This window comes from Mycolicibacterium smegmatis, assembly GCF_001457595.1.
Taxonomy (GTDB): Bacteria; Actinomycetota; Actinomycetes; order Mycobacteriales; family Mycobacteriaceae; genus Mycobacterium; species Mycobacterium smegmatis.
The window spans coordinates 318,716-344,293 of record NZ_LN831039.1; the positions used below are offsets into that span (position 1 = coordinate 318,716).

A 25,578-nucleotide genomic window follows, 5' to 3' on the forward strand; every position below is an offset into this window, starting at 1 on the left:
TTCGCTCCTTGATGGTCATCTGCGCTCCTTTTCGATCACGATTCCCAGCGTCCGGGCCTTCTCGCGGGCCAGCGGCGTGAGCACCGCGCGCGGGCCGAGCACCAGGGTGCCGCCGGCCAGGTCGGCGATGTGCCGTTCGGTGACGGCGCCGCTGTCGATCCGGTGCGTGACCTGCGCCTGTCCGTTCGCCATGGCCGCGCCCGATCCCGGAGCCAGCCGGAAGCGCAGCCGCCCGGCCTTGAGGTCGGCGCGTGTCTTGGGACTTTCGAAGAGCCGCAGAAGCTTCCGCACGAATGTGTCGAGATCCTTGTCGTCGGTCAGGCGCACGGTCTCGGTGCGGTTGCGTCCCTCGACGGCCCGTGGCCCCGTCGGTTCCAGGCCCATCTGGTCGGCGACGGTCGCACGTGGCGGGGGCGCAGGCGGGGCCGGCTTCGATGCCTGATTCGACGCCTGCGCCGACGAGGAGTTCAGGCTGCCCACGGCCTCGCGCACGACTTCCCGTACCAGGGCGCGCAATTCCTCACGCGTGATGCCCATGCTCACGCACCCTGCAGGACGGCGAGCGCGTCACGCGCGGCGTCGGCGGCCTGGCGGACGTCGGCCTCGGTTCCTGAGAGGTACACGCGACCGGTGGCGCCGATCATGCGGAAGTCCACAACTTTGACGTCGGCGGCCTTCTCGGCCTCGTTGGTGGCGAGGATGGCGTACGACGCCGGGGCCACCTCGAGCACGAACAGCGATTCACCGGGGAGCACCATCGATCCGATCTTGTTGCGGTTGATCAGGAATGCGTGCTGGTGGTCGATGCTGGAGATGATGCGTGACGCCAGGATCTCGGGCCGTACCGCGGCGTCGGGATCGCCGCCCAGGTAGTCCAGCGCGGCGTCGGCGGCGGCCTTCACCGCGCCGGTCTCACCGTGGAACTCCAGATAGCCGAACTGGCGCTCGACCACCAGGATCCCGGCCTTCACCTCGGCGTGCTTGAGGGCGACGTCGGTGACACCCTCGATGTCGAGTCCCGGTGCCACCTCGATGATCTGGGCGGCCATGTTCGCGCGGGGCAGCGCACCCTTGATCCAGGTGCCCAGGTACGACATCGTCTGCGGCTGGAGCCGGTCGATGAAGATGAAGGAACGTAGTTCTGCCACTTTGGGGGTCACCTCTTGATCAGTTGGGCGAGTTCTTCGACGACCAGCGCGCGTAGTTCGGCGCGCAGCGCGTCCAGGTTGACGTCCGTTGTGCGCGAGGGGCTCTGGTAGGAGCGCTGCGGAGCCGCCTGGATCACGGCGCCGTCGCGGTCGTTGGAGGCGCGCGGATACGCCGGTACCGGCCCGGCGGGCGCACGCCACGGATCGATTCCGGTGAAGTTGCCCATCACGACGCCCGGGTCACTGTTGTAGGCGATGCGGGTCCAGTTCACGAGGTTGTGCGGCTGCAGGTTCTCACCGATGGAACTGCGGCCCACGAAACCGGTGCCGATGGTCATCGACGGGGCGAGGTTGGTGTCCAGGCCCGCGCTGCCGGTGCTGTTGCCGACGTTGACCGAGACCCGGAGCACGGGGACCTGTGCCGCGAAATCGGTGATCACTGCGGGGTTTTCGCTGTGGATGGCGGCCGAGTGCCCGGCGCCGCCGATCCGCACCACCGCGCGGGCCGCCCGGATGCCGCGCGCGGCGTCGGCCACAGTGGTCATGCCGAGCACCGGGGACAGCTTCTCGTGGGCCAGCATCTCCTCGGCGATCACGTGGTCGAACGGTGCGATCAGCACGCGCGTCTTGGGTGTGACCCGCAACCCGGCCTGACCGGCGATCCACGCGGCGTCGCGCCCGACCACGTCGGTGTTGAGGTGACCGTCGGCGAACATGTACGCGCGCAGCCGCCGGGCCCCGTCCTCGTCGAGGATGTGGGCGCCCGCGCGGGTGAGCGCGGCGCGGAGTTTGTCGGCGACGGCGTCCTCGGCGATCAGCACGGATTCGTTGGTGCACAGCACCGAGTTGTCGAAGGCCTTGCTGTCGACGATGCGCTGCGCGGCGGCGGCGACATCGGCGCTCGCGTCGACGAGGACGGGGACATTGCCCGGTCCGACGCCCAGTGCTGGGTTGCCCGACGAGTACGCCGCGCGCACCACGGCGGTGCCGCCGGTCGCGACGATGACGTCGGTGCGCTCGTCGGCCATGAGGGCCTGCACCAGCGGGATGGACGGCTCGTCGATCACCTGCACCACGCCGTCGGGCGCCCCCGCCGCCACCGCGGCCTCGGCCAGCACACGGGCGGCCTCGGCCGAACACCGCGCCGCACGCGGGTGCGGCGCGACCACCACGGCGTTGCGGGTCATCAGCGCCAGAATCGTCTTGAAGTACACCGTGGCAACGGGATTGGTGGTGGGCGTCAGCGCCAGGACCACGCCCGCCGGCCGCGGGAGTTCGACGATCTTGCGGTCCGGATCGACCCGGGGGGAGATGTAGTCGTGCCCGCGGTAGTACTCGACGATTCCCCTCGAACACGCCCGGTTCTTGCGGACCTTGTCCGCGACCACGCCCATGCCGGTCTCGGCCACCGCGTCGGCGGCGAACCGCTCGGCATGAGCGTGTGCGGCCTCGGCCACGGCTGCGACGATGCCCTCGACCGTCGCCGCGTCGTACTCGCCGTAGGCCGCAGCGGCCCAGCGCGCACGCTCGAGCATGTGGCCGGCCCGCGCGGTGTCGACTGCGCTGCGCCGGTCTTGGATCACTTCGCTCACCCGTTCCTCCGTCCGGTGACAGTCGCCCGCGCCCGGCCCACCGCGACCTCGAGGCGGTCCAGCACGTCCTCGCAGAGCTCGCGGGACAGCAGCAGGCCCGGTTTGAACTGCAGTACACGGGGATCCAGCGTCGAGAAGATCGCCCACACCCCGTTCTCGTAGAGTTCGCGCATCACGAACTTGGCGCCTTCGGGGTGGTCGAACTCGAGTCCGATCACCACCCCGTTCTGCCGGATGCCGACGAACCAGTCCGGGTAGTCGGCCTGGATGCGCCGCAACCCGGTGTCGAAGATGTCGGCGATGTAGTGCACCATCGAGCGCACCTCGGGCCGGGTGCAGATCTCCAGCGTCTTGATCGCCGCGACACAGCCGAGTTCGGCCCCACCGAAGGTGGAGATGTGGCCGAACCCGTCCTGGTCGAGCCACCGCGCGGCCCGCTCACCGAGCAGCACCGCCGAGATGGGGTACATGCCGCCCGAAAGGCCCTTGCCCGTCACGATGATGTCCGGGTCGATGCCGTGCTTGGTGATGCCCCACAGCTCGCCCGTGCGCATCAGCCCGGTCTGCACCTCGTCGGCGATGTAGAGCGTGCCGTGCCTCTCGGTCAGCGCCTTGACGGCTTCGAGGTAACCCGGTGGGGGAAGCGGGAATCCGTAGGTCGCGGGGATGGTCTCCATGATCACCGCGGCCACGTCGCCGCCGGCGAGTGCGGCCTCCATGGCACCGATGTCACCGAAGGGCACCTGGATGAACTCGTCGGGCCGGTCGGCGAGGAACAGTTTGGCGAACCGGTCGTCGCCGGTGGCGACCGCCAGGCCGGTGTGCCCGTGGTAGGCCTTGATGACCGAGACGATCTTGCGGCGCTGGGTTCCGTGGCGCGCGCTCTTGAGTGCGATGTCGATGGCCTCGCCGCCGCCGGAACCGAACGCGACCTTCTTGATGGACGCGGGCGCGGTTTCCACGAGGCGCTTGGCGAGTGCGGTCCTGGCAACCGACGGGAAGTGGTGGTTGCCGACGTCGAAGTGCGCCATGCCTTCCGAGATCGCCTGCATCACTTCGGGATTGCGGTGACCGATGTTGTAGGTGCCGCCGTTGAGGTGGAGGTCGATGAGCCGGCGTCCGCTCATGTCCCACAGGAAGTACCCCTCCCGGCGGTCGATCACCAGATCGACGCCGGAGTCGGTCCAGAACTGGGTCTTGTCCGGATTCCAGAACGCCTTGGCCTGGTCCAGCACATCGGCTTTGGACGCGAACGCGAACGTGCCGTAGTCGTACATGCGGCTCCCTCTTGAGCTACCGGGTAGCTGTGATGGCCCTCACCGTAAAAGGTTGCAACCATTTCTGTCAATGGTGTGAAGAACCTCTTGCATCTGAGATTTGGTAGTGCCAATATACGTACGGTTCAAGATGTGGTCCACGCCACACCTGGCCTACACTGTAACCTGGAAGGTAAGCCGCTAGATGACCGAACAATCCGTCGCTGGTAGCGAAAACGCAGCTCACGACATACAACGCCTCAAGCGGAACGCCGTCGGCACCGTCGGGGTGATCTTCATGGCGGTGGCCACCGCCGCCCCGATCACCGCAATGGTCGGCAACGTTCCGATCGCCGTCGGTTTCGGAAATGGTTCACACGCTCCCGCGGGCTACTTCGTCGCCACGGTGGTTCTGGGCCTGTTCGCCATCGGCTACGCGACGATGGCCAAGCACATCACCGCCACCGGCGCGTTCTACGGGTACATCTCCCATGGTCTCGGGCGCATCGTCGGTATGGCCGCAGGCGGTCTCATCACGATGGCCTACGTCGTGTTCGAGGCCTCGCTGATCGGTATCTTCTCGTTCTTCTTCCAGAACTTCCTGGACTCCCAGCTCGGCATCCACATCCACTGGATCATCCCGGCCCTGCTGATGCTGGCCACCAACGCGATCCTGACGTACTTCGACGTCAACCTGACCGCCAAGGTGCTGGGCGTGTTCCTGGTGACCGAGATCGTCATGCTCGCCCTCGGTGCGGTGGCGGTGCTGTTCCGCGGCGGTGGACCCGACGGGTTCGCGGTCAATGAGATCCTCAATCCCGCAGGAGCATTCAGTCCCGCAGCCGGCATCGTCGGTGCGAGCGCCGGACTCGGTCTGTTCTTCGCGTTCTGGTCGTGGGTCGGATTCGAGTCGACGGCCATGTACGGCGAGGAATCACGCAACCCCAAGCGGATCATCCCCCGCGCCACCATGATCGCCGTCCTCGGCGTCGGCGTGTTCTACGTGTTCATCTCCTGGATGGCCATCGCGGGAACCGGTCCGCAGCAGTCGATCGAGCTCGCGCAGGACGCCAACACGGCGTCGGAGATCTTCTTCGCGCCCGTCCGTGACACCTACGGCGAGTGGGCCATCACGGTGTTCAACATCCTGCTGGTCACGGGATCGTTCGCGTGCGGCATGGCGTTCCACAACTGCGCGTCGCGGTATCTGTACGCGCTCGGCCGTGAGGGCCTGTCGCGGGGTCTGCAGAAGACCCTGGGCGCCACGCATCCCACCCACGGGTCGCCGTACATCGCGTCGTTCGTGCAGTCCGCCATCGCACTGGTGATCGTGTTGTCGTTCCTGTTCGCGGGCATGGATCCGTACGTGCACATGTACACGCTGCTGGCGATCCTCGGGACCATGGCCATCCTGATCGTGCAGTCGCTGTGCGCGTTCTCGGTGATCAGTTACTTCCACATCCACAAGAACCATCCGGAGTCCAAGCACTGGTTCAAGACACTCGTCGCGCCCGGCCTCGGCGGTCTCGGCATGCTGTATGTCGTGTACCTGCTGTGGGAGCACAAGGACACCGCGGCCGGAACCGCCTCGGGCACACTGCTGTTCAAGCTCACACCGTGGATCGTGGTGAGTGTGTTCGTGCTCGGCGCGGCCCTGGCCACCTACTTCAAGCTGCGGGACCCCCGCCGCTACGGGTTGATCGGCCGCATCGTCTACGACGAAGCCGTCGAACGCGACTAGACGGAAAGTGACGGACGGTGGATTCCTACGACCGTGACGTCATGCGGTTCGTCCTCGCGTGGGCTCCCTTCGGGGGTCCACGCGAGGACGACGTCTGGGTCTCGTTCGGCGTGTCGGTCGGGCAACTTGGTGAGAGGTTCGCCGATGCGGTCATGCGCTGCCGTCTGCGCGCCGCGGCGCTGTCCGATCCCGACCGGGATCTGCTCGCCCGCGCAGGGGCGCATCTGCGTGATCTGCAGCAGTTGTGTGCCGCGACGGAATCAGGTGAGCGCACGCTTGAGGAACGCGCATTGCGCGTTCCGAAAGGCGCGTGACACAGCTGCTTTCGGCGCGACGCCGTCGAAACCGTGGAACGCGCCGTGCACCACATCGATCTCGCAGGGCACGCCCGCGGCATGCAGCCGCCCGGCGTAGGCCAGGTCCTCGTCGTGGAACAGATCGAGGGTGCCCACCCCGACCCATGCCCGCGGCAGGCCGCTGAGGTCCTCACGGCGGGCCGGTACCGCGACGTCCGGATCCGCGTCACCCAGGTACGCCTTCCACCCGAACCGGTTGCTGCCCTGGTTCCACAGCCGCTGCCCCGGATGGTCGAGGCTCGGTACGAAACTGCTGCGGTCGTCGAGCATGGGATACACCAGCAGCTGCGCTGCGACGTCGATCCCGCGGTCACGCGCCAGCAGCGCGAGGGAGGCCGCCAGGCCACCACCGGCGCTCGCACCGCCGATCGCCACCCGGGCCGGATCGACCGAAGGCAGCGCGGTCAGCCACCGCAGCGCGGCGAAGCAGTCCTCGAGCCCGGCAGGATACGGATTCTGCGGTGCCAGGCGGTACTCCACCGAAGCGACCGTGACACCCGCCTGCCTGGCGAACTGCAGACATTGCGCGTCGTCCTGGGCCGCGCTGCCCAGCACATAGCCGCCGCCGTGGATCCACACGAGCGCCGGGCCGGGAAGAGTTGTCGAGGCGGGTGGCCGGAACAACCGGATGCCGACACCCGACGGCAGGGTCAGCACCTCACACCCCGGAGGCACCCGCCGGCCCATCAACCTGGTCAGGCGCTGGAAAACCGGCAGCGTCGCGCGGTTCACCATGTGCCGTGGGATGTAGCGGGCGACGCGTTCGAGATCGGGATGGAACCGGGTCGGGGTGGTGGCCGTCACAGAGTAGTTCTACCCAAAGCAAGGGCCTTCTATTTCCGGAACCAGGAAAAGCCGGCATCAGAGGTAAGACCGGGCGTTCTCGGGACGTCAATGAACGTGGAGATCAATCAGAGGTACGACTTCATCGTGTGCGGTTCGGGATCGTCGGGTTCGGTGGTGGCCCGGCGCCTGGCCGAGAACCCGGACGCCGATGTCCTGCTGTTGGAGGCGGGCGGCAGTGACGACGTGCCCGAGGTCCAGCAGGCCGTGCAGTGGCCCGAGAATCTCGGCAGCCCCCGCGACTGGCAGTTCGAGGCCCAGGCCAACCCGCATCTCAACGGACGCGCGATTCCCATGAACATGGGCAAGGTGCTCGGCGGCGGTTCGAGTATCAACGTGATGATGTGGTCACGCGGGCACCGGAACGACTGGGACTTCTTCGCCGCGGAAGCCGGCGACGAAGGCTGGGGGTATGAGGCCGTACTCGACATCTACCGGCGCATCGAGGACTGGCAGGGCAAGCCCGACCCGCAGTACCGGGGGACCGACGGCAACGTCTACGTGCAACCGGCCCCTGACCCAAACCCCATCGCCGACGCCGCGGTGGCCGCCGCGGCGTCGGTGGGCATCCCGGCGTTCGACCATCCCAACGGCGCCATGATGGAAGGCGCCGGCGGTGCCGCGCTGAGCGATATCCGTGTACGCGACGGGATCCGGCAGTCCGTCTTCCGTTCCTATGTCCATCCGTACCTGGGCCGGCCGAACCTCACGGTGCTCACCGGGGCGGTGGTGACGCGGGTGACGCTCGACGGACACCGCGCGAGCGGGGTCGAGTTCGTCCGTGACGGAGTCACGTTCCGGGTCGCGGCGGGCAGCGAGGTGGTGCTGGGTCTCGGTGCGATCAACACGCCAAAGGTGTTGATGCTCTCCGGTATCGGGGACAGTGCCGAACTGGCCCGGCACGGCATCAAGACCGTCGTGCACCTGCCGGGGGTGGGGCGCAACCTGCAGGATCATCCCGCGTTCGGCTGCGTGTGGGAGTACGACGTCGCACTGGAGCCGCGCAACACCGGGTCTGAGGCAACGTACTTCGCGAAGAGCGATTCCCGCCTCGACACCCCGGACCTGCAGACGTGTCAGATCGAGGCGCCCTTCGCCAGCGCCGAGACCATCGCACGATTCGGCCTGCCGCAGGCCGCATGGACGATGTTCGCCGGAATCGTGCGGCCCGAGAGCCGCGGCAGTGTGCGGCTCACCGGGTGTTCGCCCGACGATCCGGTGCGCATCGACGCCAACATGCTCTCCGACCCGGCCGATATGACCGCCGCGATGATCGCGGTCGAACTGTGCCGCGAGATCGGCAACGCCGCACCGCTGTCCGCGCACGCCAAGCGCGAGGTCATGCCGGGAAACCTCAAGGGCCGCGACCTCGAACGGTTCATCCGCGACGCGGCGGTCTCCTACTGGCACCAGAGCGGCACCGCGAAGATGGGCCGCGACGAGATGTCGGTGGTCGACGGAAATCTGCGGGTTCACGGCATCGAGCGTCTTCGCATCGCCGATGCATCTATCATGCCCCGCATAACCACCGGCAATACGATGGCACCCTGCGTCGTCATCGGCGAACGCGCCGCACAACTGATCCGAGACACCTACGCCGCCAAGGAGCCCGCTCATGAGTGAAACCAAGATCACCGTGATCTACGACAATCCCACGGATCCGGCCGCTTTCGAGGCCGCCTACCCCACCGAACAACTCGAGGCCGCACGCCGCATCCCGGGGTACCTGCGGCTTGAGGCGTCGAAGGTGTGGCCCAAGGAGGACGGCAGCCCCACGCCGGCGTACCGGTGCCTCGACCTGTACTACCCGGACTACGCGACCGCGTGCGAAGCGGTCACCACCCCGGAGGCCGGTGCGTTCTTCGAGGCCATGGGCCGGCTGGCCACCGGGGGTGTGCGCGTGCTGATGTCCGACGTCGAGGTGCCTGCGGTGTAGGAAGCCGCGTGGGCTTGAGCTTCCCCCTGCGGGAACGCACAAGCTCACCGTATGAGCAATCAACGACCGCTTGAGGGTAGACGTGCGCTGGTCACCGGTGGCACCAAGGGTGCAGGCGCCGCCGTCGTCCGGACACTGCGCGCCTCGGGTGCGCACGTCACCGCCGTGGCCAGACGGCCCGGCGGTGACGCCGACGAGTTCGTCGCCGCGGATGTCATGTCCGAGGCCGGGATCGCCGAGATCGCCACGCACGTGCGCGCCACCGGAGGAGTGCACATCCTGGTGCACGTGGCCGGTGGATCCTCCTCGCCGGCAGGAGGATTCGCCGCCCTTTCCGAGCAGGACTGGATCGACGAGCTCAACCTGAACCTGCTGTCGGCGGTCCGGCTCGACCGTGCCGTCGCGCCCATGATGATCGAGGCGGGCGGCGGCGTGATCGTGCACATCTCGTCGATCCAGAGCCGTATGCCGCTGTACGACGGGACCCTCGGATACGCCGCGGCCAAGGCCGCGCTGCGCACCTACAGCAAGGGTCTGGCCAATGAGCTTGCGCCGAAGGGCATCCGGGTCAACACGGTCAGCCCGGGGTTCATCCGGACGACCGCGGCCGAGGCGCTGATCGAGCGGATCGCCGAAGCGGGCAACGGCACACGCGAGCAGGCGCTCGACTCTCTGATGGCGTCCCTCGGCGGGATCCCGCTGGGACGGCCCGCCGAACCCGATGAGGTCGCCGGGGTGGTGGGATTCCTGGTGTCCGACGCGGCGGCGTCGGTGGTCGGTGCCGACATCGTGGTGGACGGCGGCACCGTGCCTGCGATCTGAATCGCTATCCGAGCGCCTCGCTGAGGTGGATGCCCAGGTCGGTGCGGCCCGGATGGATGTCCTCGCGCAGCGCGCGGGTGCCGTGGTAGTCACCGTCGGCCAGGCGGCGGAACCGGTCGGCCGGCTCGGAGTCGATGGCCTTGAGACGGTCGCGCAGGCGTTCGGTCTCCTGTTGCAGGCCTTCGGATCCCAGGCTGTCGGCGTCGTAGATGACGTGCAGGTCGAAACTTCCCACGCCGGTGTACCACAGGGTTCCGTGGGTGAGGGGGAACAGCAGTGAGTCGATGTCACCGCTGATCCCGCGTGTGCCCAGCGAACGTGCGTCCTCACCCACTGTCACGATCACCAGCGCCCGGCGGCCTGCGAGTTGGCCGTCGCCGTAGCGGCGGGGTATCCCGAGCACGGAATCGACATCGCCGTAGGCGAATTCGTTCGTGAGGACCCGGTCGAACCATCCCTTGAGGATGGCAGGCGGTCCGTACCACCACAGCGGGAACTGTATGACGAGCAGTTCGGCGGCCGCGAGCTTGGCCTGTTCCTCGCGCACATCGGCGGCATGCTCACCGCGCCGGTACGCGTCGGCCGTGATCTGGACGATGCTGCCCGTTCGGCCCCCGAAGTCGCGATCACCGAGGACCGGGTCGAACCGCTGGGCGTGCAGATCGGAGGTCAACACGGTGTACTGCTCGGACAGCGCCTCGGTTCCGGCCTGGAACAGATGGTCGTTGAGAGACCCGCGCAGTGGATGGGCGTAGAGCCACAGCGCGGTACCGGGTTCGGGCGTATGGGTGAGCGTCATCTGGATCTCCTGTCGGGGGCGGGGGATTCGGGGCGGGACCCGGGTGTGGCGGATGCTGCCACGGCTGCGACCACGCGGGCGAGCGTCTCGCAGGCGTCTGTGGGGGTGATGCGGTCGGCGAGCACGTCGCGGAACAGCGCGTCGCCTGCGCCGATGATCGCGCGCAGGCCTGCCGACCGTGCCGGGACGGAGGATGGGAACAGCGCCCTGCCGCACACGTCGAGGTACGCGTCGTCGGCCTCTTGGCGCAACAGGCTCAAGGTGGGTGACCCCTCCAATGCGGCCACCACCCCGGACAGTTCGCGTCCTTCGGCGGCGCAGCAGTCGATATAGGCCTCGGCGACCGCATGCGCGACGGCGTCAAGGTCATCGGCGGCCTCTTCCAGTGCCGCCGCGAGGGTTTCGCGCCGCCGTGCCTCGAACTCGCGGTACAGCTCGGCGAGTGCTCCGCTCTTGTCGCCGAAGTGGTCGTACACCACGGGTTTGGTCACTCCGGCGCGGTCGGCGAGCCGTCCGAGGGTGAATTCCTCGGTGCCCGCCTCCCGGATCAGCTCCCTGGCCACCTCGAGCAGTTGTGTCCGGCGTTCCTGCTTGGACATTCGCCGCCTGGTGCCCGATCGCTCACTCACTCGGCCTCCCGATCGCTAGCTACTGTCGGTAGCCTACCATCAGTAACCTACTACCGGTAGGTCCGTTTTCTGGCACCGCGAGCGCGCGTGGCTGCTGCCCGACACACCGCGTTTCATCAGCAGTCGACGCACGCTCACCGGTGACGACGGTCAGGTCAGTACCGTCTCGAACGCCACGCGGTCACCGCGGTACAGGGCCCGCACCACCTCGATCGCGACGCCGTCGGTGTCGACCGAACACCGGTTGAGCAACAGCATCGGAAGCGCCGTCGTGCATTCCAGCAGGGTGGCCTCCCGCGGCGTGGGCAGTGCGGTCTCGATGCGCTCGGTGGCCGACGCGAACTCGACGCCGGTGGCGCGGATGGCGGCGTACAGCGATGTCGCCGGGTCGAAGTCGTGCTCGAACCGGCCGAAGCGCGCTGCGGCCAGATAGGTGCTCTCCAGTCCGATGCGCTGATCGTCGGCGAGCAGGACCCGCTCGAGGTGCAGTACCGGCGCGCCCGTCGCGATGTCGAGACCGGACGCGAGTTCGGTTGACGCCTCGATGATCTCGCGGGTGACCAGCATGCGGCCGGGTGTGCGGCCGACGGTCTGCGCGCCTTCGGTGTAGGACTGCAGACTCAGTGCGTGCACCAGCTTGGGCCGTGCCACCACGGTGCCGCGGCCGCGGCGTTCGATGCGGCCTGCGACCAGCAGTTCGTGCAAAGCCTGGCGCACGGTCTCGCGTGCCACCCCGAACCGCGCCGCGAGTTCGCGCTCCGCGGGAACCGGATCGCCCTCCTGCAGGCCGGCCAGGGTGACATCGAGCGCGGTGCGGATGGTGTGCGCGAGTGTCATCTGTCGGTCCCGGTGACCCTCGCGGCGACGCGTGAGGCGATGGCGAGCACCTGCTCGACCGTCAGCCCCTGTGCGCGTGGATCTTTCGCGGCGTCGTCGTAGCGGCGCAGACGCACTGCGTCGGGAAACCAGGGGTGGGCGACGGTGTCGGCGTCGACGCCGGGGCCGCCCTGGTGGTGCAGCGAGGTCAGCGACGTCTCGGACAACCGGTACTCGCGATCCGTCGCGGCGAGGTAGCGCTTGGCCGCGACATGCGCTCCCGCGAGCCAGCCGACGCGCTCCCCGAACCGCTCGGTGAGCCAGTCCCGGGCGATGCGCTCGTGGCCGGGCACATGGGGCCCGCCGAGCAGGGGGCTGTGGGCGACGTCGTGCAGCGCCGCGGCGAGGACGAGTTCGTCGTCGGCGCCGTCCTCCTGCGCGCGGGCCGCGGCCTGCAGCGCGTGTTCGAGTTCGTCGACGGCTTCCTCGTCCCAAATCCCTTGCAGTGAACGGAGTATCCGGTCGACTTCGTTGAGAGCATGCATGGGCAGAGCGTAGCCCAAATTGGTCTATACCAATTCTTAACCTGTTGTTCGGGCCACCAACACCTGCGCGTGGGGATCCGGACGTCGAGAGGCCGCAGGGTCTGATGCCATGCGGGTGACAATCATCGGTGGCGGCATCCTCGGGACCGCGCATGCGGTCGAAGCCGTACGGCGCGGACATCGCGTCGTGCACCTCGAGCGGGAAGCCGAGGCGCGGGGCGCGACCGTGCGCAACTTCGGGCTCGTCTGGATCTCCGGACGGTCCACGGCCGAACTCGACGCGACCCTGCGCTCACGCGAACTGTGGGAGAAACTCGCCGTTGACGTTCCCGGGATCGGGTTCCGTCCCGCCGGATCCATCACGCTGGTGCGCACCCCGGCCGAGTTGGCCGTCGCACAGGAGGCGGCGACCCGGTCCGATGCGGGGCACCGCGGTTTCACGCTGCTCGAACCGGACGAGGTGCGCGAGCTCAACCCGGCGCTGCGCGGACGTTTCCTCGGCGGCCTGCACTGTGCGCTCGATGCGGCCGTGGAATCACGTCAGGCTCTGCCCGCGATCCGCGAACACCTCACTGCCAGTGGACGATACGAGTTCGTCGCGGGTGTCGAGGCCCGCGGTGTCGAGAACCGCACCGTTCGTGACGACCGCGGCAACCGCCACGAATCCGACATCGTCCTGGTGTGCGCCGGGGCCGCTCACGGCGGTCTGGTCCGCGACCTCGCCGGTGAACTGCCCGTGCGGCGCGTCCGGTTGCAGATGATGCAGACCGAACCGCTCGGTGAGCGGCTCACCACGGCCATCGCCGACGCCGACAGCTTCCGCTACTACCCGGGATTCGCCGGGCCCGCGCTGAACACGCTGCGCGACAATCAACCTCAGCATCGGGTCGCCGACGGGCAGCACATGCAACTGCTGTGCGTGCAACGCCTGCACGGCGGGCTGACGATCGGTGACACCCACGAGTACACCGAACCGTTCGGCTTCGACGTCCACGAGGAGCCTTACACCTACCTCCTCGACGTGGTCGAGGAGTTCCTGGGACGCAAGCTGCCGCCGATCCGGCAGCGCTGGGCCGGCGTCTACAGCCAGTGCCTGGACCCCGAACAGCTCGTGTGCCGCACCGCGCCCGAGGACGATATCTGGGTGATCACCGGCCCGGGTGGGCGCGGTATGACGCTGGGACCGGCCATCGCCGAGCAGACCGCCGACATGATCGGGCTGTAGGGACGAACCGGAACCCGGAGTGAACAACTTGGCGAAGTTGTCACCTCAGGGAGGTTACCGCGCGGTACGCTCGCGCCATGACGGCACGACGGACCGAAGGTCCCAGCCTGGCAGCGCGCGCCAGATGGTTGCTGCGCGCCAAACCCGCAGACCACATGCTGGCACTGAGTGAATGTGCGGCTTCGCTACCGGTGATCGGCAAGCATTTCGAACCGCTCGGCTCCATGACCGCCATGAGCATATGGGGACTGCGGCACCTCCCCGACTTCGTCGCCGCATCGGCGAAGAGCCGGCTGGCGCCCGGCGCGGCCGCGATGCGGCGTGAGGAACGCGAGCAGACCACGGCCGCGGCCGTCGCGGCACTGCGCAATGTCGTCCCACCCGCCGAGCTCGCGGCCGAATGGCCTGCGCCCCAGAACCTGCCCCCGCTGTGGAACGTGTTGGAGCACCGGCGCAGCGTCTACCGCACGTCGGTGCGGTACGGCGACGACCCGGCGCAGTTGCTCGACGTCTGGCGGCCCAAGGAACTGCCCGCGCAGCCGGCCCCGGTGCTGCTGTTCGTCCCCGGGGGCGCGTGGGTGCACGGCAGCCGGGTACTGCAGGGCTACGCGCTCATGTCGCACCTGGCGCAGCAGGGGTGGGTCTGCCTGTCGGTCGACTACCGGGTTTCCCCGCACCACCGCTGGCCCCGCCACATCCACGACGTCAAGGCCGCGATCGCGTGGGCACGCGCCAACGTCGACAAGTTCGGCGGCGACCGGCACTTCATCGCGATCGCGGGCTGCTCGGCGGGCGGACACCTGGCCGCGCTCGCGGGCCTCACGCCCAATCACCCCGAACTGCAGGGCGACCTCCCCGACGGCGCCGATACGTCGGTCGACGCGGTCGTGGGCATCTACGGGCGCTACGACTGGGAGGACCGTTCGACGGTCGAACGTGAGCGGTTCGTCGATTTCCTCGAGCGCGTCGTCGTCAAACGGTCCATCGAGCGGCATCCCGAGATCTTCCGCCTGGCTTCGCCGATCGCGCAGGTCCATGCCGACGCGCCGCCGTTTTTGGTCGTGCACGGCTCGGCCGACACCGTCATCCCCGTCGCGCAGGCACGCAGCTTCGTCGACCGTCTCGGTGCGGCATCGCGCGCTCCCGTCAGCTATCTTGAGCTGCCCGGGGCCGGACACGGCTTCGACATGACCGACGGCGCCAGAACCGGGGCCATGGCCACGGCGATTGGGCTCTTCCTCAAGGAGATTCACCGAAATCGAACGCGCAACACAGCAAAAGCGGTTATATAGACACCTCCGCGGGGGAGGTGTGGCATGCAACGGTTGAGCGGGTGGGACGCGTTCCTGCTGTACAGCGAGACCCCCAACGTGCACATGCACACGTTGAAGATCGCGATCATCGACCTCGAAGGCATCGGTGACCGCACGTTCGGTGTCGAGGATTTCCGCAAGGTGCTCCGCGGGCGGCTGCACAAGCTCGACCCGTTCCGGTTCCAGCTCGTCGACATTCCGTTCAAGTTCCACCACCCGATGTGGCGCGAGAACTGCGACGTCGACCTCGAATACCACGTGCGGCCCTGGCAGGTGCGCGCGCCGGGCGGGCGCCGCGAACTCGACGAGGCAATCGGGGAGATTGCCGGCACGCCGCTGGACCGCAGCAGGCCGCTGTGGGAGATGTACTTCGTGGAGGGCCTCGCGGGCGGCCGCATCGCGGTGGTCAACAAGATCCACCACGCACTGGCAGACGGTATCGCGTCGGCCAACCTGCTGGCCCGTGGCATGGATCTGCGGGAAGGCCCGCAACGCGACCGCGACTCCTATGTCACCGACCCCGAACCCTCCAAGGGTGAGCTCGTGCGGACCGCGTTCGCCGACCACATGCGCCAGATCGGGCGGATTCCCGCGACGATCCGTTACACCGCGCAGGGCGTGGCGCGCGTGCGCCGAAGCAGCCGCAAGCTCTCCCCGGAACTCACGCGTCCGTTCACGCCGCCGCCGAGCTTCATCAACCACATGATCACGTCGAAGCGCAAATTCGCGACAGCGACCATCGCGCTCGCCGATGCGAAGGAGACCAGCAAGAAGCTGGGGATCACGCTCAACGATCTGGTGCTGGCGATGTCCTCGGGTGCGTTGCGCACGCTGCAGCTCCGCTACGACGGCCGCGCCGATCACCCGCTGCTGGCGTCGGTGCCGATGAGCTTCGATTTCTCACCGGATCGTATCTGGGGCAACAGGTTCAGCGGTGTGCTGGTGGCCCTGCCCGTCGACGTCGCCGACACCGGCGAACGGGTGCGCCGCACGCGCGAGGCCGCGAACCTCGCCAAGGAGAGCCATCAGCTCATCGGCCCCGAACTCGTCGCGCGCTGGGCCGCGTACATGCCGCCCGCGCCGGTCGAGGCGTTGTTCAAGCGCCTGTCCAGCAAGGACGGGCAGAACAAGGTGCTCAACCTCAACATCTCGAACGTCCCGGGCCCCCGTGAACGCGGCAAGGTGGGCGGCGCGACGGTGACCGAGCTGTACTCGGTGGGGCCGATCACCGCGGGCAGCGGTTTGAACATCACGGTGTGGAGTTACGTCGATCAGCTCAACATCTCGGTGATCTCCGACGACGCCACCGTAGACGATCCGCACGAGGTGACCGACGCCATGCTTGACGAGTTCCGCGAGATCCGCAGGACCGCAGGGCTTTCCGAGAAGCTGACCGTGGTCGAGACCGCGATGCCGCAGTAGGTTCAGCGGATCGGTTCGTCGCCGAGCACGGTGGTGCGCAGCATGTGCCGCGGCGAGTCGGGCTCGTACGGTGCGGCGCGGTGCAGCACGCCCTGGTTGTCCCAGATGACGGTGTCGCCGACGGACCATTTGTGGCTGTACACCTTGTCGGGCGTGGTGGTGCGGGCCAGCAGTCCGTCGAGCAGGGCGCGGCCCTCGTCACGGTCCATGCCGACGATGTGATCCGCGGATGCGCCCAGCACCAACGACTTCCGCCCGTTGCGGTGCGTCCACACCAGCGGGTTCTCGTGTGTCGGGCGCGCGGCCCACCGCCTGCGCTGCTCGGCTGTCGGGTCGGGATAGACCCGTCGCTGCGAGGCCTCCAGCGAGTGGACGACGCGTAACCGGGCGTAGCGCTGCTTCTCGTCGGCGTCGAGGGACTCGTAGGCCGCGTAGGCGTTGGCGAACTCGGTCTCCCCGCCGCGCGCGGCGACCTCGATCGCGGACAGCACTGTGGCCTTCTGCGGGCACTCGTCGTTCAGTGGTGTGCAACCGTCGATGTGCCAGTCGAACGTGGCCTTGAGGTACTCGGCGGCCTTGTTCTTGGTCTGGTCGAGTGTGATCGGGTAGATGCCCGACACCGGGTGATGGCCGTCGGCGGACCGGTCGACCTCACCGAGACGCTGCGAGAATGCCACCTGCGCTTCGGGTTCCAGGTACAAACCGCGGAACACCAGCACGCCGTTGTCCTCGAGCGCGTCGAGCACGGCCGCGGCGATACCGTCGTCGGTGGCCAGCCGTTCGGAATCGATGCCGACCACCTCGGCACCCACCGAGGCGGTCAGTTTGTTGATGGTCAGCACGCTCATCGGCGCGTCCTTTCGGGTTCGGTACAGCTCAAGGCGTGGGCTCCCCGGTGCGCACCATGACGGCGTCGGCCGCGTCGACCGGCGCCGGTTGGTGCATGATCTCGACCGCCATCGCGACCATGATCAGCGAGTAGATCAGGTGCAGAAGATTGACGGCGTCGTCGGGCATGTCGTCGAGCGGGTACTTGTCGCAGTACTCGATCGCCTCTTCGAGGCGTGGAAAGAACGCGTCGTAGAAGTCGTGCAGTTGCGGCATGGAGCTGCTCACCCGCCGCTCCCACCGCGCGGTTTCGGTTGCCAGGCACCAGGTCTCGGCGTAGGGCTCGAGCTCGGCGAAGGCACTGGGGAGACGCGCCACGTCACACCCCCGCCGGTGCGGGCTCGCGCTGGTACGCCTCGACCCAGTCGACCGCGACCTTGTGCAGGTGACGCACCAGGATCTCCTGGTCGTTGAGCGGGTAGTCGTCGATGACGTCGTATTCGAGTGCGGCCTGGGTGCCGCCCAGCATCCCGGCGTCCTGCAGCGCGAACTCCTTGAGGACCACCGCGGCCACCTCGTGCTCGATGCGTTCGCGCACGGTGCGCGCCGGGTGGAAATAGGTGAACGCCTCGTAGCGGTGTGTGTTGTGCGACGTCGGCCAGTACCGGTAGAGCAGGTACCAGCCTCCGTAGATCAGGATCTCGATGTTCGGGAAAATCTGGAAGTTGCTGATGCCCCACGGTTCGATACCGCCCGGGTTGAGCCCGGTGGGCAGCTTCCCGATGTCCGGTGTGCGCCAGGGACCCACGAGACCGCTCTGGGTGGCCCGTTCGATCGGGTACATGTACTCAGGAGCGAGCAGCCAGCGACGGGTTCCCGCCGTGGACACCAGGCGGTGCGGTCCGTCGATCTGGAAATGTCCACAGGTGAAGCCCGCGTTGGGGTCCCGGACCTCGGGTGGCACCTGCTGGGTGTGCAGCGACGGGACGTGGTAATACTCCTGGAACGCGTCGGCGAAGATCTTCCAGTTGCTGTTGTTGTGCGCGACCCAGTCGTAGCGTTCGGTGAGTTTCTCGAAGGGGTAGTCGTCGAGTCCGGTCACCATGGGACCGAGGAACTCCCGAAGGCTCTGGCGCGGGGTGGTGTCGAAGTTCACGAACACGAACCCGGCCCACACGTCGCAGTGCACCTCTGCCAGACCGAGCTCGGTCGCGTCGAAGCCGGTGAACCGGTCGGCGTCGGGTGCGGCGATCAGCGACCCGTCGAGGCCGTAACGCCATCCACAGTGCCCGCACGCGAATTCGGTTCCGGTGTTGCGCAGTTCGGTCGCGCGGAAGTCGGGTGCGGCGACGGTGTGTCCGCGGCGCCTGCAGACGTTGTGGAACGCGCGGATCCGGCCGTCGGCGCCCTTGACCAGCAGCAGCGACGCATCGGCGGCCTCGACCCGGCGCGTGATGTAGCTGCCCGCGTCGGGCGTCTCCTCGACGCGGCTGATGTTGAGCCAGGCGCGCTTGAAGATCGCCTCGCGCTCCAAGGCGTAGAACTCGCGGGAGGTGGAGTCGCGGAACGAGATCGGTCCGGTGCCCAGTTCTGGATAGTGCTCGGTCCAGGACCCTTCGGCCGGTTTGGGCCACTTGGTCGCCATGTGAACCTCCGTGTGCGTGGGTGGATGGGATAGCGCGTGTCACATGACCGAGCCGCCGTTGACGCCGAGGGTCTGCCCCGTGATGAAGCCGGCCTCTTCCGAGCACAGGAATCCCACTGCCGCGGCGATGTCGGCCGGTGCGCCGAGCCTGCCGAGCGGGATGTTGGCGGCGATGGTTTCGTTGGGCGGAAGGTACCCCGCGGCCTGCGATGCGTGCTGCATGGGCGTCTCGATACCCGACGGTGGAATGTTGTTCACCGTGATGCCGTGCTTGGCGTATTCGCGCGCAAGGGATTTGGTCAACGTCAACAGCGCGCCCTTGGATGCCGCGTAGTGCGCGGCGAAGGGCGTTCCGCGCTGCGCGCTGGACGACGAGATCAGCACGATGCGGCCCCAGCCGGCGTCCACCATGTCGGGCAGCGCGACCTGACAGCACCGGAACGTGCCGCTGAGGTTCACGTCGATCATCTGTGCCCACGACTGTTCGGTGATGTCGGCGAACGACGCGTAGCCGAACATGCCCGCGCTGGTGACCAGGATGCCGACGGCGCCCAGCTCGCTGCGCACCTTGGCGAATGCCTCCTCGACCGCGGCACGGTCGGTCACATCGGCGCCTACCGCGAACGCGGTCACGCCCTCGGATCGGAGATGGTCGGTGACGCGTTGTGCGGCATCGACATCGACGTCGAGCACCGCGACCTTGTGGCCGCGCCTGCCGAGTTCGTGGCAGGTCGCCTCACCCATGCCCGACGCGCCACCGGTCACCACCGCCACCCGGTTCATTCGTACACCACCTTCACCGTGTGACTCGTGGGCAGTGCCTGACACGTCACCACCCAGCCCTCGGCGATCTCGTCGTCGTCGAGCGCGTCGTTGTTCAACAGCCGTGCACTGCCTTCCACCACCTGTCCGATGCACGTCCCGCACGTGCCGACCTCACATGAGGACGGGGCCTTGAGCCCGGCCAGTCGGGCGGTCTGCAGCAGCGTCGTACCGGCCCGGTAGGGCTGTGTGACGGTGGTGCGCCCCAGGACGATGGTGACCTCCTCGGTGGCAGCGGATTCCGCCTCGACCGCAGGATCGGCAGGGGTGACCGTGAAACGCTCCAGGTGCACACGCTGCGCCGGCACGCCCGCGTCGAGCAGGACGCGTTCGACGGTGTCCATGAACGGGGCCGGTCCACAGATGTAGAAGTCGGCCTCCGCGGTGGAAACCGTGCTGGCGCCGAGGAATTCGGTGATGTGCCGCGCCGAAACCACGCCGTCGCGGGTATCGAGATGGTGGTGTACGTGCAGGCGGTCGCTGTGGGAGTCGGTGAGCCGGGTCAGCGCGTCGCGGAAGATCACCGAGTCGGCATCGCGGTTGGCGTAGAACATCCGGACCCGCCGGCCGGTGGTGGCGAGCGTCGTGTTCACCAGTGAGAACACCGGTGTCACACCGCTGCCGCCCGCGAACGTGACCACGTCGCGGTCGGCCGTGGTGAGCACGAAGCGCCCGTCGGGTGGGGCGGTGAGCAACCGGTCGCCCGCTGCGGCGGTGTCGTTGATCCAGTTCGACACCACGCCGTCGCGGTCACGTTTGACGGTGATCCGCAGGTCGGGGCCCACGTGTGGCGACGACGACATCGAATAGCAGCGGCGGTGTTCCTCGCCGCGGATCGTGGTCTTGACGGTGACGAACTGCCCTGCCGTATAACGGAATCGGTCTTCGATCAGCTCGGGGACATCGAGGATCAGCGAAACCGCGTCGGTGGTCTCGCGGATGACGTCTTTGACCCGCAGCGGCGTGAAACCGTCGGCGTCGGTGAGACCGGCGGGTTCGTCGAGGGGTGCGGTCGATGTCTCCATCGCGGCCACAGTATCAAGTACTTGTCATTCACCTCAAGGCTTGGCCGCACACCGAAAAACCGGGAAACTACATCGGGTCGACGTGATCGGCCTGCACGGTGTGGCCCGTGCCCTGCTCGATCACACGCCTCAGCAGGTCGCGCAGCTGCTCCTGCTCGTCACGTGAGAGCACCCCGAACACACGGTCGTGCGCGGCGATGGCGTCGGAAACCACCGAAGAGGCGACCGCGCGCCCCTCTTCGGTGAGGAACACCTGCAGGATGCGCGCGTGCTGCGGATCCTGCTTGCGCTCCACCAGCCCGCGCTTCTCCAGTGCGGTCAGGGCCAGTTGCACGCCCTGCGGCGTGATCAGCAGGCGCCGCGCCAGTTCGGCGCCGGACAACCCGGGCTCGTTGCTCAGCTGGCGCAGGACACCGATCTGGGCGGTGCTGACACCGTGGTCCTTGACGGCGTCGTTGACCGCGGTGAGCGAGAAGTAGAACGCTTGTTTGAGCCACCACAAGGTGTTGTCGGTGAGTTCCATGCCCGTCTCCTGCCGTGCGTCAACTCGACGCTAGCGCACCGCGGCGTCCGACGGCTCGCGGTGTTTGACAACCGCGCCGTCCTTCATCACGAACGAGACGTCGAGTATCGCGGAGATGTCGGTGCTCGGGTCGCCGGGCACGGCGACGACGTCGGCGAGGTATCCGGGTGCCAGCCGGCCCAGCTCGTCGGAGGCATCCACCAACTCCGCGGCGACCACGGTCGCGGCCTGCAGCGCCTGCATCGGGGTCATGCCGCGCTCGACCAGCGCGCACAGTTCTTTCGCGTTCTGCCCGTGCGGTATCGCAGGCGCGTCGGTACCGCACGCGATCCGCACACCGGCCGCAATGGCCTTGGGCAGCATGGCCTTCGCCCGCGGGAAGACGTCGAGTGCCTTCTTGCGCAGTTCGGGGGCGATGCGGTCGATCGCCATGGCATCGGTCAAGTACGTCGTCGACACCAGGAACGTGCCGTGGTCCACCATCATCTGTATGGTCTCGTCGGTCGCGAGGAACCCGTGCTCGATGCAGTCGATGCCCGCGCGGATACAGGCCTGGATCGCGGTGTCACCGACCGCGTGCGCGGCGACCTTCACGCCGGCACGGTGCGCCTCGTCGGCGATCGCGGCGAGTTCGGCGTCGCCGTACTGCTGGGCGCCGGGAGCGGTGCTGTGCGACATCACACCACCCGAGGCCGAAACCTTGATCAGCTTGGCGCCGTGGCGGATCTGGTAGCGCACACACGCGATGACGTCGGGTACTCCGTTGGCGATGCCCTCGGCCACCGAGAGCGGCATGATGCCCGGCGCCATTCGCTGGAACACCGTGGGATCGAGGTGACCGCCGTACGGCGTGACGGCATGCCCGGCGGGGTGGATGCGTGGCCCCTGATGCCAGCCCTGATCTATTGCGCGCTGCAACGCCACGTCGAGCAGATAGCCGCCGGTCTTGACCATCAGACCCAGGTTGCGGACCGTGGTGAAACCGGCCTGCACCGTGGTGCGCGCGTTGACCGCGCCCCGCAGCGTCCGGTACGCCGGATCGTCCTGCACACCGTGCATCGGCGACGGCAGCCCTTCCGGGCCGCCGATGAGCAGGTTCAGTTCCATGTCCATCAGGCCCGGCAGCAGGGTGACGTCGCCGAGATCGATGACGGTCGCGGTATCCGGCAGCGGCGCAGCGGGATTCACCTCGGTGATCCGGTTGCCCTCGATGACCACGACGGCCGGTGCGCGGACCACGCCTGCGGCGACGTCGACCCAGCGCGCCGCGCGCAGTACGGTCTGCGTCACGGAACGGGCTCGGCGACGCAATCCAGCCAGGTCGCCCCCGAATCGGGCACGCGTGGCTGCTTCCAGCACTCCACCGGGAACGACACCGTCACCATCGAATACAGCAGGTGCAGCAGGTTCAGCACGTCCTCGGGCAGGTCATCGAGCGGGAACTTGTCGCAGTAGCTGATCGCCTCCTCGGCGCGTGGGGTGATCGCGTCGTAGAAGGCCTGGATCTCGGTCATGGTGCTCGCCAACCGTTTTGCGTAACGCAGCGGCTCACTGGCCAGACACCAGTCGGAAAACGGTTCCAGATCGGCGAATTCGGCCGGCAGCTTGTTCGGCACCTTGTCGGGCACGGATCACACTCCTGCGGTCTTGCGCTGGTAGTCCTCGATCCAGGCTGCGGTCTCGTAGTGCAGGTGCCGCAGCAGGATCTCCTGGTCGCACAGCAGGAACTCCTCGACCACGCGCGTCTCGATCATGCTCTGGGTGGCTTCGAGGGTGTTGGCGTCCTGCAGGCCGTACTCCTTGAACGACGCCGCCGCGAGTTCCTGCGCGAGCCGCTCACGCGGCGTGCGTGCCTGTGGGAAATACAACGTGCACTCGAAGGTGTGGGTGTTGTACGACGTCGGCCAGTAGTGGTACGTCAGGTACCAGCCCTGCCCCCAGAACAGCATCACGAAGTTGGGGAACAGCTGGAAGCTGTCCAGACCCCACGGATCACACTTGGCGGGGTTGAGACCCACGGGCATCTCGCCGAGGTCGGGCTTGTCCCACGGGCCGAAAAGCCCGCTCTGGCAGATGTCCTCGATGGGTTTGCGCATCTCGTCTGGCATCTCCCACGCACGCACCCCCGAGGTGCTCACCAACCGGTGCGGTCCCTCGATGCGGTAGTGCGGTGCCTCGAAACCGGCCTCGGCCGCGGCCCTGCTGTAGGCGGTGGGCGACTGGTTCGCGTGCAGCACAGGTGCGTGGTAGAACTCCTGGAACGCGTCCATGTAGAGCTTCCAGTTCGCCTTGACCTCGGAGCGGTAGGTGAACCGCGAGGTCAGTTTGTCGAACGGATAACCCTCCAGGTTGGTGATCATCGGACCGAGGAAATCGCGCAGCGACTGTTCGGGTTCCTTCGCGAAGTTCACGAAGATGAAGCCCTCCCACACCTGGCAGTGCACCGGCACCAGGCCGTAGCGGCTCTTGTCGAGGTCGAAGAACTCCTCTTCCTGCTGCACGAACGTCAGGTCGCCGTCCAGGTCGTACCGCCAGGCGTGGTACTTGCACGTGAACTGGCGGCACACGCCGCTGGTCTCCTGCTGTGGCAGGTCGTCCCACACCAGCTTGTTGCCGCGGTGGCGGCAGACGTTGTGGAAGGCGTTGATCGTCCCGGACTTGTTGCGCACCACGATGATCGAGGTGTTGGCGGCCTTCATCTCCTTGGTGAAGTAGCTGCCCTTGCGTGGAAGCAGTTCGACGCGACCGACGTTCAGCCATGCCCGTTTGAAGATCGCCTGCCGTTCCAGTTCGTAGATCTCCGGGCTGATCGAGTCCTCGTAGGACACCGGGCCGGTGCCCAGTTCGGGATAGTGCTGCGTCCAACTGCCTTCAGCCGGTTTGGGAAACCGCGCCATACCCGCTCCTCCGCGATGCGTTCGATGATGCCGGCGTGTGGCTGGGGCACGCCGGTGCGAGATTCGAAGTTGACGGTAGACCGCGGTTTCGTCAATAACAAGTAGTTGATACTCTGGAACCGCGAAGGCGGGAGAATGCAGTGGACCAGCATCTCGGGAGTATCTCGGCGTCGAGGCCGGCTGTGCGCTCGCGTGTGGCCGCGGCCGCAGGTCCATCGCCGTCGCGGCTCACGGTGATCGAAAGGTTGACATGACGATCCACACCTCGCAGCGAACCCCGGCCGCCGAGCGCATCGCCGTGCGCTGCGTCGACTCCGACGTTCATCCGGTGCCGCGCCGCGGTGTGCTGGGGGAGTACATCCCCGAGCCGTGGCGCAGCGTGTACTTCGGCACGCACGACGTCGGCGAGCTGATCTACTACGACGCCCCCGATTACGCACACGCCTACGCGATGCGCGTCGACACGTTCCCCTCCGACGGCGAATTCGCGGGCAGCGATCCCGATCTCGCGTTCCGCCAGCTCATCATGGAAGCCGGCGCCGACATCGCGATCCTGGAACCCGCGGCGTACTCGGCGCACATCCCCGAGGCCAACCATGCGATGAACTGCGCACTCAACGACTGGCAGGCCAACCACTGGCTCGACAGCCACAACAACTGGCACGAGCGCTGGCGCGGTTCCATCTGCCTGGCCGTCGAGGCACCGGAACTCGCGGCGCAGGAGATCGAACGGTGGGCCGGGCACCCGTATTTCGCGCAGTGCCTCATCAAGGCCGAACCGCGCCCGTCCTGGGGCGACCCGAAGTACGACCAGCTGTGGGCCGCGGCCACCAAACACGACATCGTGGTGAGCTGCCACCTGTCACGCGGTGAATACGACGAACTGCCCACCCCACCGGTCGGATTGCCCAGCTACAACCACGATTTCATGGTCACGTACTCGTTGCTGGCGGCCAACCAGGTGATGAGCCTGATCTTCGACGGTGTGTTCGACCGGTTCCCGACGCTGCGCATCGTGTTCGTCGAGCACGCGTTCACCTGGATCCTGCCGCTCATGTGGCGAATGGACGCGATCTACGAGCGCCGCAAGTCGTGGATGGACATCAAGCGCAAACCCAGCGAGTACGTCAAGGACCACATCAAGTTCACGACGCAACCGCTGGATTACCCCGAGGACAAGACCGAACTGTCGCGGGCCTTCGAGTGGATGGAGTGCGAGGAGATCCTGCTGTTCTCCTCGGACTACCCGCACTGGACGTTCGACGATCCACGCTGGCTGGTCAAGCACCTGCCCGAACATGCGCGTGAGGCCGTGATGTTCCGCAACGGCATCGAGACCTACAAGCTGCCGGACACCGTGCCGGTGCTCGAAGGACAGGTCCGCGTCTTCTGAGT

27 protein-coding genes are annotated in these 25,578 nt (G+C 67.3%); 9 read left to right on the forward strand and 18 right to left on the reverse strand.

Annotated elements, in window-relative coordinates; all coding sequences use genetic code 11:
- Positions 1 to 15: 15 nt before the first annotated feature.
- From AT701_RS01415 to AT701_RS01430, 4 genes are read right to left on the reverse strand one after another with little or no spacing between them, the layout of a single operon-like run.
- Positions 16 to 537 (reverse strand): hypothetical protein, encoded by a 522-nt coding sequence (locus AT701_RS01415; RefSeq protein WP_058124985.1) that lies wholly within the window; start codon positions 535 to 537, stop codon positions 16 to 18.
- 2 nt (positions 538 to 539) lie between these two features.
- Positions 540 to 1,148 carry a BMC domain-containing protein gene (locus AT701_RS01420; protein ID WP_011726800.1) on the reverse strand — a complete coding sequence of 203 codons (609 nt, stop codon included), beginning with the start codon at positions 1,146 to 1,148 and terminating at the stop codon, positions 540 to 542.
- Positions 1,149 to 1,156: 8 nt separating this feature from the next.
- The gene (locus AT701_RS01425) at positions 1,157 to 2,683 is read right to left on the reverse strand and encodes an aldehyde dehydrogenase family protein (protein WP_042510609.1); all 1,527 of its coding nucleotides are present in this window, start codon (positions 2,681 to 2,683) and stop codon (positions 1,157 to 1,159) included.
- A gap of 53 nt (positions 2,684 to 2,736) precedes the next feature.
- Positions 2,737 to 4,017 (reverse strand): class-III pyridoxal-phosphate-dependent aminotransferase, encoded by a 1,281-nt coding sequence (locus AT701_RS01430; protein ID WP_011726802.1) that lies wholly within the window; start codon positions 4,015 to 4,017, stop codon positions 2,737 to 2,739.
- A 184-nt stretch (positions 4,018 to 4,201) separates the two neighbouring features.
- On the opposite strand from AT701_RS01430, the gene AT701_RS01435 reads away from it, so the two are divergent.
- Both AT701_RS01435 and AT701_RS35005 read left to right on the forward strand, forming a co-directional pair.
- A complete protein-coding gene (locus tag AT701_RS01435) occupies positions 4,202 to 5,737 on the forward strand; it encodes an APC family permease (protein ID WP_003891631.1) in 1,536 nt (511 codons plus the stop codon).
- 17 nt (positions 5,738 to 5,754) lie between these two features.
- Positions 5,755 to 6,051, forward strand: a complete 297-nt coding sequence (locus tag AT701_RS35005) for a hypothetical protein (RefSeq protein WP_058124986.1) — start codon at positions 5,755 to 5,757, stop codon at positions 6,049 to 6,051.
- Here the strand turns inward: AT701_RS35005 and AT701_RS01445 are convergent.
- Positions 5,998 to 6,897, reverse strand: a complete 900-nt coding sequence (locus tag AT701_RS01445) for an alpha/beta hydrolase (protein WP_058124987.1) — start codon at positions 6,895 to 6,897, stop codon at positions 5,998 to 6,000. The two genes, AT701_RS35005 and AT701_RS01445, sit on opposite strands and share 54 nt — an antisense overlap.
- 90 nt (positions 6,898 to 6,987) lie before the next feature.
- On the opposite strand from AT701_RS01445, the gene AT701_RS01450 reads away from it, so the two are divergent.
- The 3 genes from AT701_RS01450 to AT701_RS01460 are packed head-to-tail and all read left to right on the forward strand — an operon-like array spanning position 6,988 to position 9,694.
- The gene (locus AT701_RS01450; protein ID WP_058124988.1) at positions 6,988 to 8,559 is read left to right on the forward strand and encodes a GMC family oxidoreductase; all 1,572 of its coding nucleotides are present in this window, start codon (positions 6,988 to 6,990) and stop codon (positions 8,557 to 8,559) included.
- A complete protein-coding gene (locus AT701_RS01455) occupies positions 8,552 to 8,872 on the forward strand; it encodes an EthD family reductase (protein WP_011726807.1) in 321 nt (106 codons plus the stop codon). The genes AT701_RS01450 and AT701_RS01455 overlap by 8 nt, the downstream gene beginning before the upstream one ends.
- A gap of 51 nt (positions 8,873 to 8,923) precedes the next feature.
- Positions 8,924 to 9,694 carry an SDR family oxidoreductase gene (locus AT701_RS01460; protein ID WP_011726808.1) on the forward strand — a complete coding sequence of 257 codons (771 nt, stop codon included), beginning with the start codon at positions 8,924 to 8,926 and terminating at the stop codon, positions 9,692 to 9,694.
- A gap of 4 nt (positions 9,695 to 9,698) precedes the next feature.
- Here the strand turns inward: AT701_RS01460 and AT701_RS01465 are convergent, their stop codons facing one another.
- From AT701_RS01465 to AT701_RS01480, 4 genes are all read right to left on the reverse strand, one after another.
- Positions 9,699 to 10,493 (reverse strand): NAD(P)H-dependent oxidoreductase, encoded by a 795-nt coding sequence (locus AT701_RS01465; protein ID WP_011726809.1) that lies wholly within the window; start codon positions 10,491 to 10,493, stop codon positions 9,699 to 9,701.
- Entirely contained in the window at positions 10,490 to 11,122 is a 633-nt protein-coding gene (locus AT701_RS01470) for a TetR/AcrR family transcriptional regulator (protein ID WP_223495252.1), read from the reverse strand. The genes AT701_RS01465 and AT701_RS01470 overlap by 4 nt, the downstream gene beginning before the upstream one ends.
- Positions 11,123 to 11,272: 150 nt before the next feature.
- The gene (locus AT701_RS01475) at positions 11,273 to 11,959 is read right to left on the reverse strand and encodes a GntR family transcriptional regulator (RefSeq protein WP_011726811.1); all 687 of its coding nucleotides are present in this window, start codon (positions 11,957 to 11,959) and stop codon (positions 11,273 to 11,275) included.
- Positions 11,956 to 12,483: an HD domain-containing protein gene (locus tag AT701_RS01480; RefSeq protein ID WP_011726812.1), complete on the reverse strand. Its 528-nt coding sequence runs from the start codon at positions 12,481 to 12,483 to the stop codon at positions 11,956 to 11,958. Before AT701_RS01480 ends, AT701_RS01475 begins: the two co-directional genes overlap by 4 nt.
- A 109-nt stretch (positions 12,484 to 12,592) precedes the next feature.
- On the opposite strand from AT701_RS01480, the gene AT701_RS01485 reads away from it, so the two are divergent.
- From AT701_RS01485 to AT701_RS01495, 3 genes are all read left to right on the forward strand, one after another.
- Positions 12,593 to 13,708, forward strand: a complete 1,116-nt coding sequence (locus AT701_RS01485) for a TIGR03364 family FAD-dependent oxidoreductase (RefSeq protein WP_014876725.1) — start codon at positions 12,593 to 12,595, stop codon at positions 13,706 to 13,708.
- A 77-nt stretch (positions 13,709 to 13,785) separates the two neighbouring features.
- Positions 13,786 to 15,000, forward strand: a complete 1,215-nt coding sequence (locus AT701_RS01490) for an alpha/beta hydrolase (RefSeq protein WP_014876726.1) — start codon at positions 13,786 to 13,788, stop codon at positions 14,998 to 15,000.
- 24 nt (positions 15,001 to 15,024) lie between these two features.
- Positions 15,025 to 16,443 (forward strand): WS/DGAT/MGAT family O-acyltransferase, encoded by a 1,419-nt coding sequence (locus tag AT701_RS01495; RefSeq protein ID WP_058124990.1) that lies wholly within the window; start codon positions 15,025 to 15,027, stop codon positions 16,441 to 16,443.
- A gap of 2 nt (positions 16,444 to 16,445) precedes the next feature.
- On the opposite strand, the gene AT701_RS01500 is transcribed toward AT701_RS01495, so the two are convergent.
- The 9 genes from AT701_RS01500 to AT701_RS01540 form a co-directional block, all read right to left on the reverse strand.
- Positions 16,446 to 17,291 carry a TauD/TfdA dioxygenase family protein gene (locus AT701_RS01500; protein WP_011726816.1) on the reverse strand — a complete coding sequence of 282 codons (846 nt, stop codon included), beginning with the start codon at positions 17,289 to 17,291 and terminating at the stop codon, positions 16,446 to 16,448.
- Positions 17,292 to 17,319: 28 nt separating this feature from the next.
- On the reverse strand, positions 17,320 to 17,649 hold the full coding sequence (locus AT701_RS01505) for a hypothetical protein (RefSeq protein ID WP_011726817.1): 330 nt from the start codon (positions 17,647 to 17,649) through the stop codon (positions 17,320 to 17,322).
- A gap of 1 nt (position 17,650) precedes the next feature.
- Complete coding sequence (locus tag AT701_RS01510; RefSeq protein ID WP_011726818.1) at positions 17,651 to 18,916, reverse strand: aromatic ring-hydroxylating oxygenase subunit alpha; 1,266 nt, start codon at positions 18,914 to 18,916, stop codon at positions 17,651 to 17,653.
- A gap of 39 nt (positions 18,917 to 18,955) precedes the next feature.
- Positions 18,956 to 19,699 carry an SDR family NAD(P)-dependent oxidoreductase gene (locus tag AT701_RS01515; protein WP_011726819.1) on the reverse strand — a complete coding sequence of 248 codons (744 nt, stop codon included), beginning with the start codon at positions 19,697 to 19,699 and terminating at the stop codon, positions 18,956 to 18,958.
- A complete protein-coding gene (locus AT701_RS01520; protein ID WP_014876727.1) occupies positions 19,696 to 20,763 on the reverse strand; it encodes a ferredoxin--NADP reductase in 1,068 nt (355 codons plus the stop codon). The genes AT701_RS01515 and AT701_RS01520 overlap by 4 nt, the downstream gene beginning before the upstream one ends.
- Positions 20,764 to 20,830: 67 nt before the next feature.
- Positions 20,831 to 21,286, reverse strand: coding sequence for a MarR family winged helix-turn-helix transcriptional regulator (locus AT701_RS01525; RefSeq protein WP_011726821.1), 456 nt, complete (start codon positions 21,284 to 21,286; stop codon positions 20,831 to 20,833).
- 30 nt (positions 21,287 to 21,316) lie between these two features.
- A complete protein-coding gene (locus AT701_RS01530) occupies positions 21,317 to 22,576 on the reverse strand; it encodes a metal-dependent hydrolase family protein (RefSeq protein ID WP_058124991.1) in 1,260 nt (419 codons plus the stop codon).
- On the reverse strand, positions 22,573 to 22,902 hold the full coding sequence (locus AT701_RS01535; protein WP_003891650.1) for a hypothetical protein: 330 nt from the start codon (positions 22,900 to 22,902) through the stop codon (positions 22,573 to 22,575). The genes AT701_RS01530 and AT701_RS01535 overlap by 4 nt, the downstream gene beginning before the upstream one ends.
- Before the next feature lie 15 nt (positions 22,903 to 22,917).
- On the reverse strand, positions 22,918 to 24,183 hold the full coding sequence (locus AT701_RS01540) for an aromatic ring-hydroxylating oxygenase subunit alpha (RefSeq protein WP_058124992.1): 1,266 nt from the start codon (positions 24,181 to 24,183) through the stop codon (positions 22,918 to 22,920).
- A gap of 250 nt (positions 24,184 to 24,433) precedes the next feature.
- Between AT701_RS01540 and AT701_RS01545 the strand changes: the two genes are divergently transcribed.
- Positions 24,434 to 25,576: an amidohydrolase family protein gene (locus AT701_RS01545; RefSeq protein ID WP_058124993.1), complete on the forward strand. Its 1,143-nt coding sequence runs from the start codon at positions 24,434 to 24,436 to the stop codon at positions 25,574 to 25,576.
- The last annotated feature ends 2 nt before the right edge of the window (positions 25,577 to 25,578 follow it).

Excerpts from the sequence above, each read along its gene's own strand:
- AT701_RS01460 (WP_011726808.1), top strand. The coding sequence starts at position 8,924 with ATGAGCAATCAACGACCGCTTGAGGGTAGACGTGCGCTGGTCACCGGT.
- AT701_RS01480 (WP_011726812.1), bottom strand. The coding sequence starts at position 12,483 with ATGCATGCTCTCAACGAAGTCGACCGGATACTCCGTTCACTGCAAGGG.
- AT701_RS01415 (WP_058124985.1), bottom strand. The coding sequence starts at position 537 with ATGGGCATCACGCGTGAGGAATTGCGCGCCCTGGTACGGGAAGTCGTG.
- AT701_RS01485 (WP_014876725.1), top strand. The coding sequence starts at position 12,593 with ATGCGGGTGACAATCATCGGTGGCGGCATCCTCGGGACCGCGCATGCG.
- AT701_RS01515 (WP_011726819.1), bottom strand. The coding sequence starts at position 19,699 with ATGAACCGGGTGGCGGTGGTGACCGGTGGCGCGTCGGGCATGGGTGAG.
- AT701_RS01455 (WP_011726807.1), top strand. The coding sequence starts at position 8,552 with ATGAGTGAAACCAAGATCACCGTGATCTACGACAATCCCACGGATCCG.
- AT701_RS01450 (WP_058124988.1), top strand. The coding sequence starts at position 6,988 with ATGAACGTGGAGATCAATCAGAGGTACGACTTCATCGTGTGCGGTTCG.
- AT701_RS01540 (WP_058124992.1), bottom strand. The coding sequence starts at position 24,183 with ATGGCGCGGTTTCCCAAACCGGCTGAAGGCAGTTGGACGCAGCACTAT.
- AT701_RS01510 (WP_011726818.1), bottom strand. The coding sequence starts at position 18,916 with ATGGCGACCAAGTGGCCCAAACCGGCCGAAGGGTCCTGGACCGAGCAC.
- AT701_RS01495 (WP_058124990.1), top strand. The coding sequence starts at position 15,025 with ATGCAACGGTTGAGCGGGTGGGACGCGTTCCTGCTGTACAGCGAGACC.
- AT701_RS01500 (WP_011726816.1), bottom strand. The coding sequence starts at position 17,291 with ATGAGCGTGCTGACCATCAACAAACTGACCGCCTCGGTGGGTGCCGAG.
- AT701_RS01465 (WP_011726809.1), bottom strand. The coding sequence starts at position 10,493 with ATGACGCTCACCCATACGCCCGAACCCGGTACCGCGCTGTGGCTCTAC.
- AT701_RS01490 (WP_014876726.1), top strand. The coding sequence starts at position 13,786 with ATGACGGCACGACGGACCGAAGGTCCCAGCCTGGCAGCGCGCGCCAGA.
- AT701_RS01545 (WP_058124993.1), top strand. The coding sequence starts at position 24,434 with ATGACGATCCACACCTCGCAGCGAACCCCGGCCGCCGAGCGCATCGCC.
- AT701_RS01525 (WP_011726821.1), bottom strand. The coding sequence starts at position 21,286 with ATGGAACTCACCGACAACACCTTGTGGTGGCTCAAACAAGCGTTCTAC.
- AT701_RS01430 (WP_011726802.1), bottom strand. The coding sequence starts at position 4,017 with ATGTACGACTACGGCACGTTCGCGTTCGCGTCCAAAGCCGATGTGCTG.
- AT701_RS01520 (WP_014876727.1), bottom strand. The coding sequence starts at position 20,763 with ATGGAGACATCGACCGCACCCCTCGACGAACCCGCCGGTCTCACCGAC.
- AT701_RS01425 (WP_042510609.1), bottom strand. The coding sequence starts at position 2,683 with ATGCTCGAGCGTGCGCGCTGGGCCGCTGCGGCCTACGGCGAGTACGAC.
- AT701_RS01435 (WP_003891631.1), top strand. The coding sequence starts at position 4,202 with ATGACCGAACAATCCGTCGCTGGTAGCGAAAACGCAGCTCACGACATA.
- AT701_RS01475 (WP_011726811.1), bottom strand. The coding sequence starts at position 11,959 with ATGACACTCGCGCACACCATCCGCACCGCGCTCGATGTCACCCTGGCC.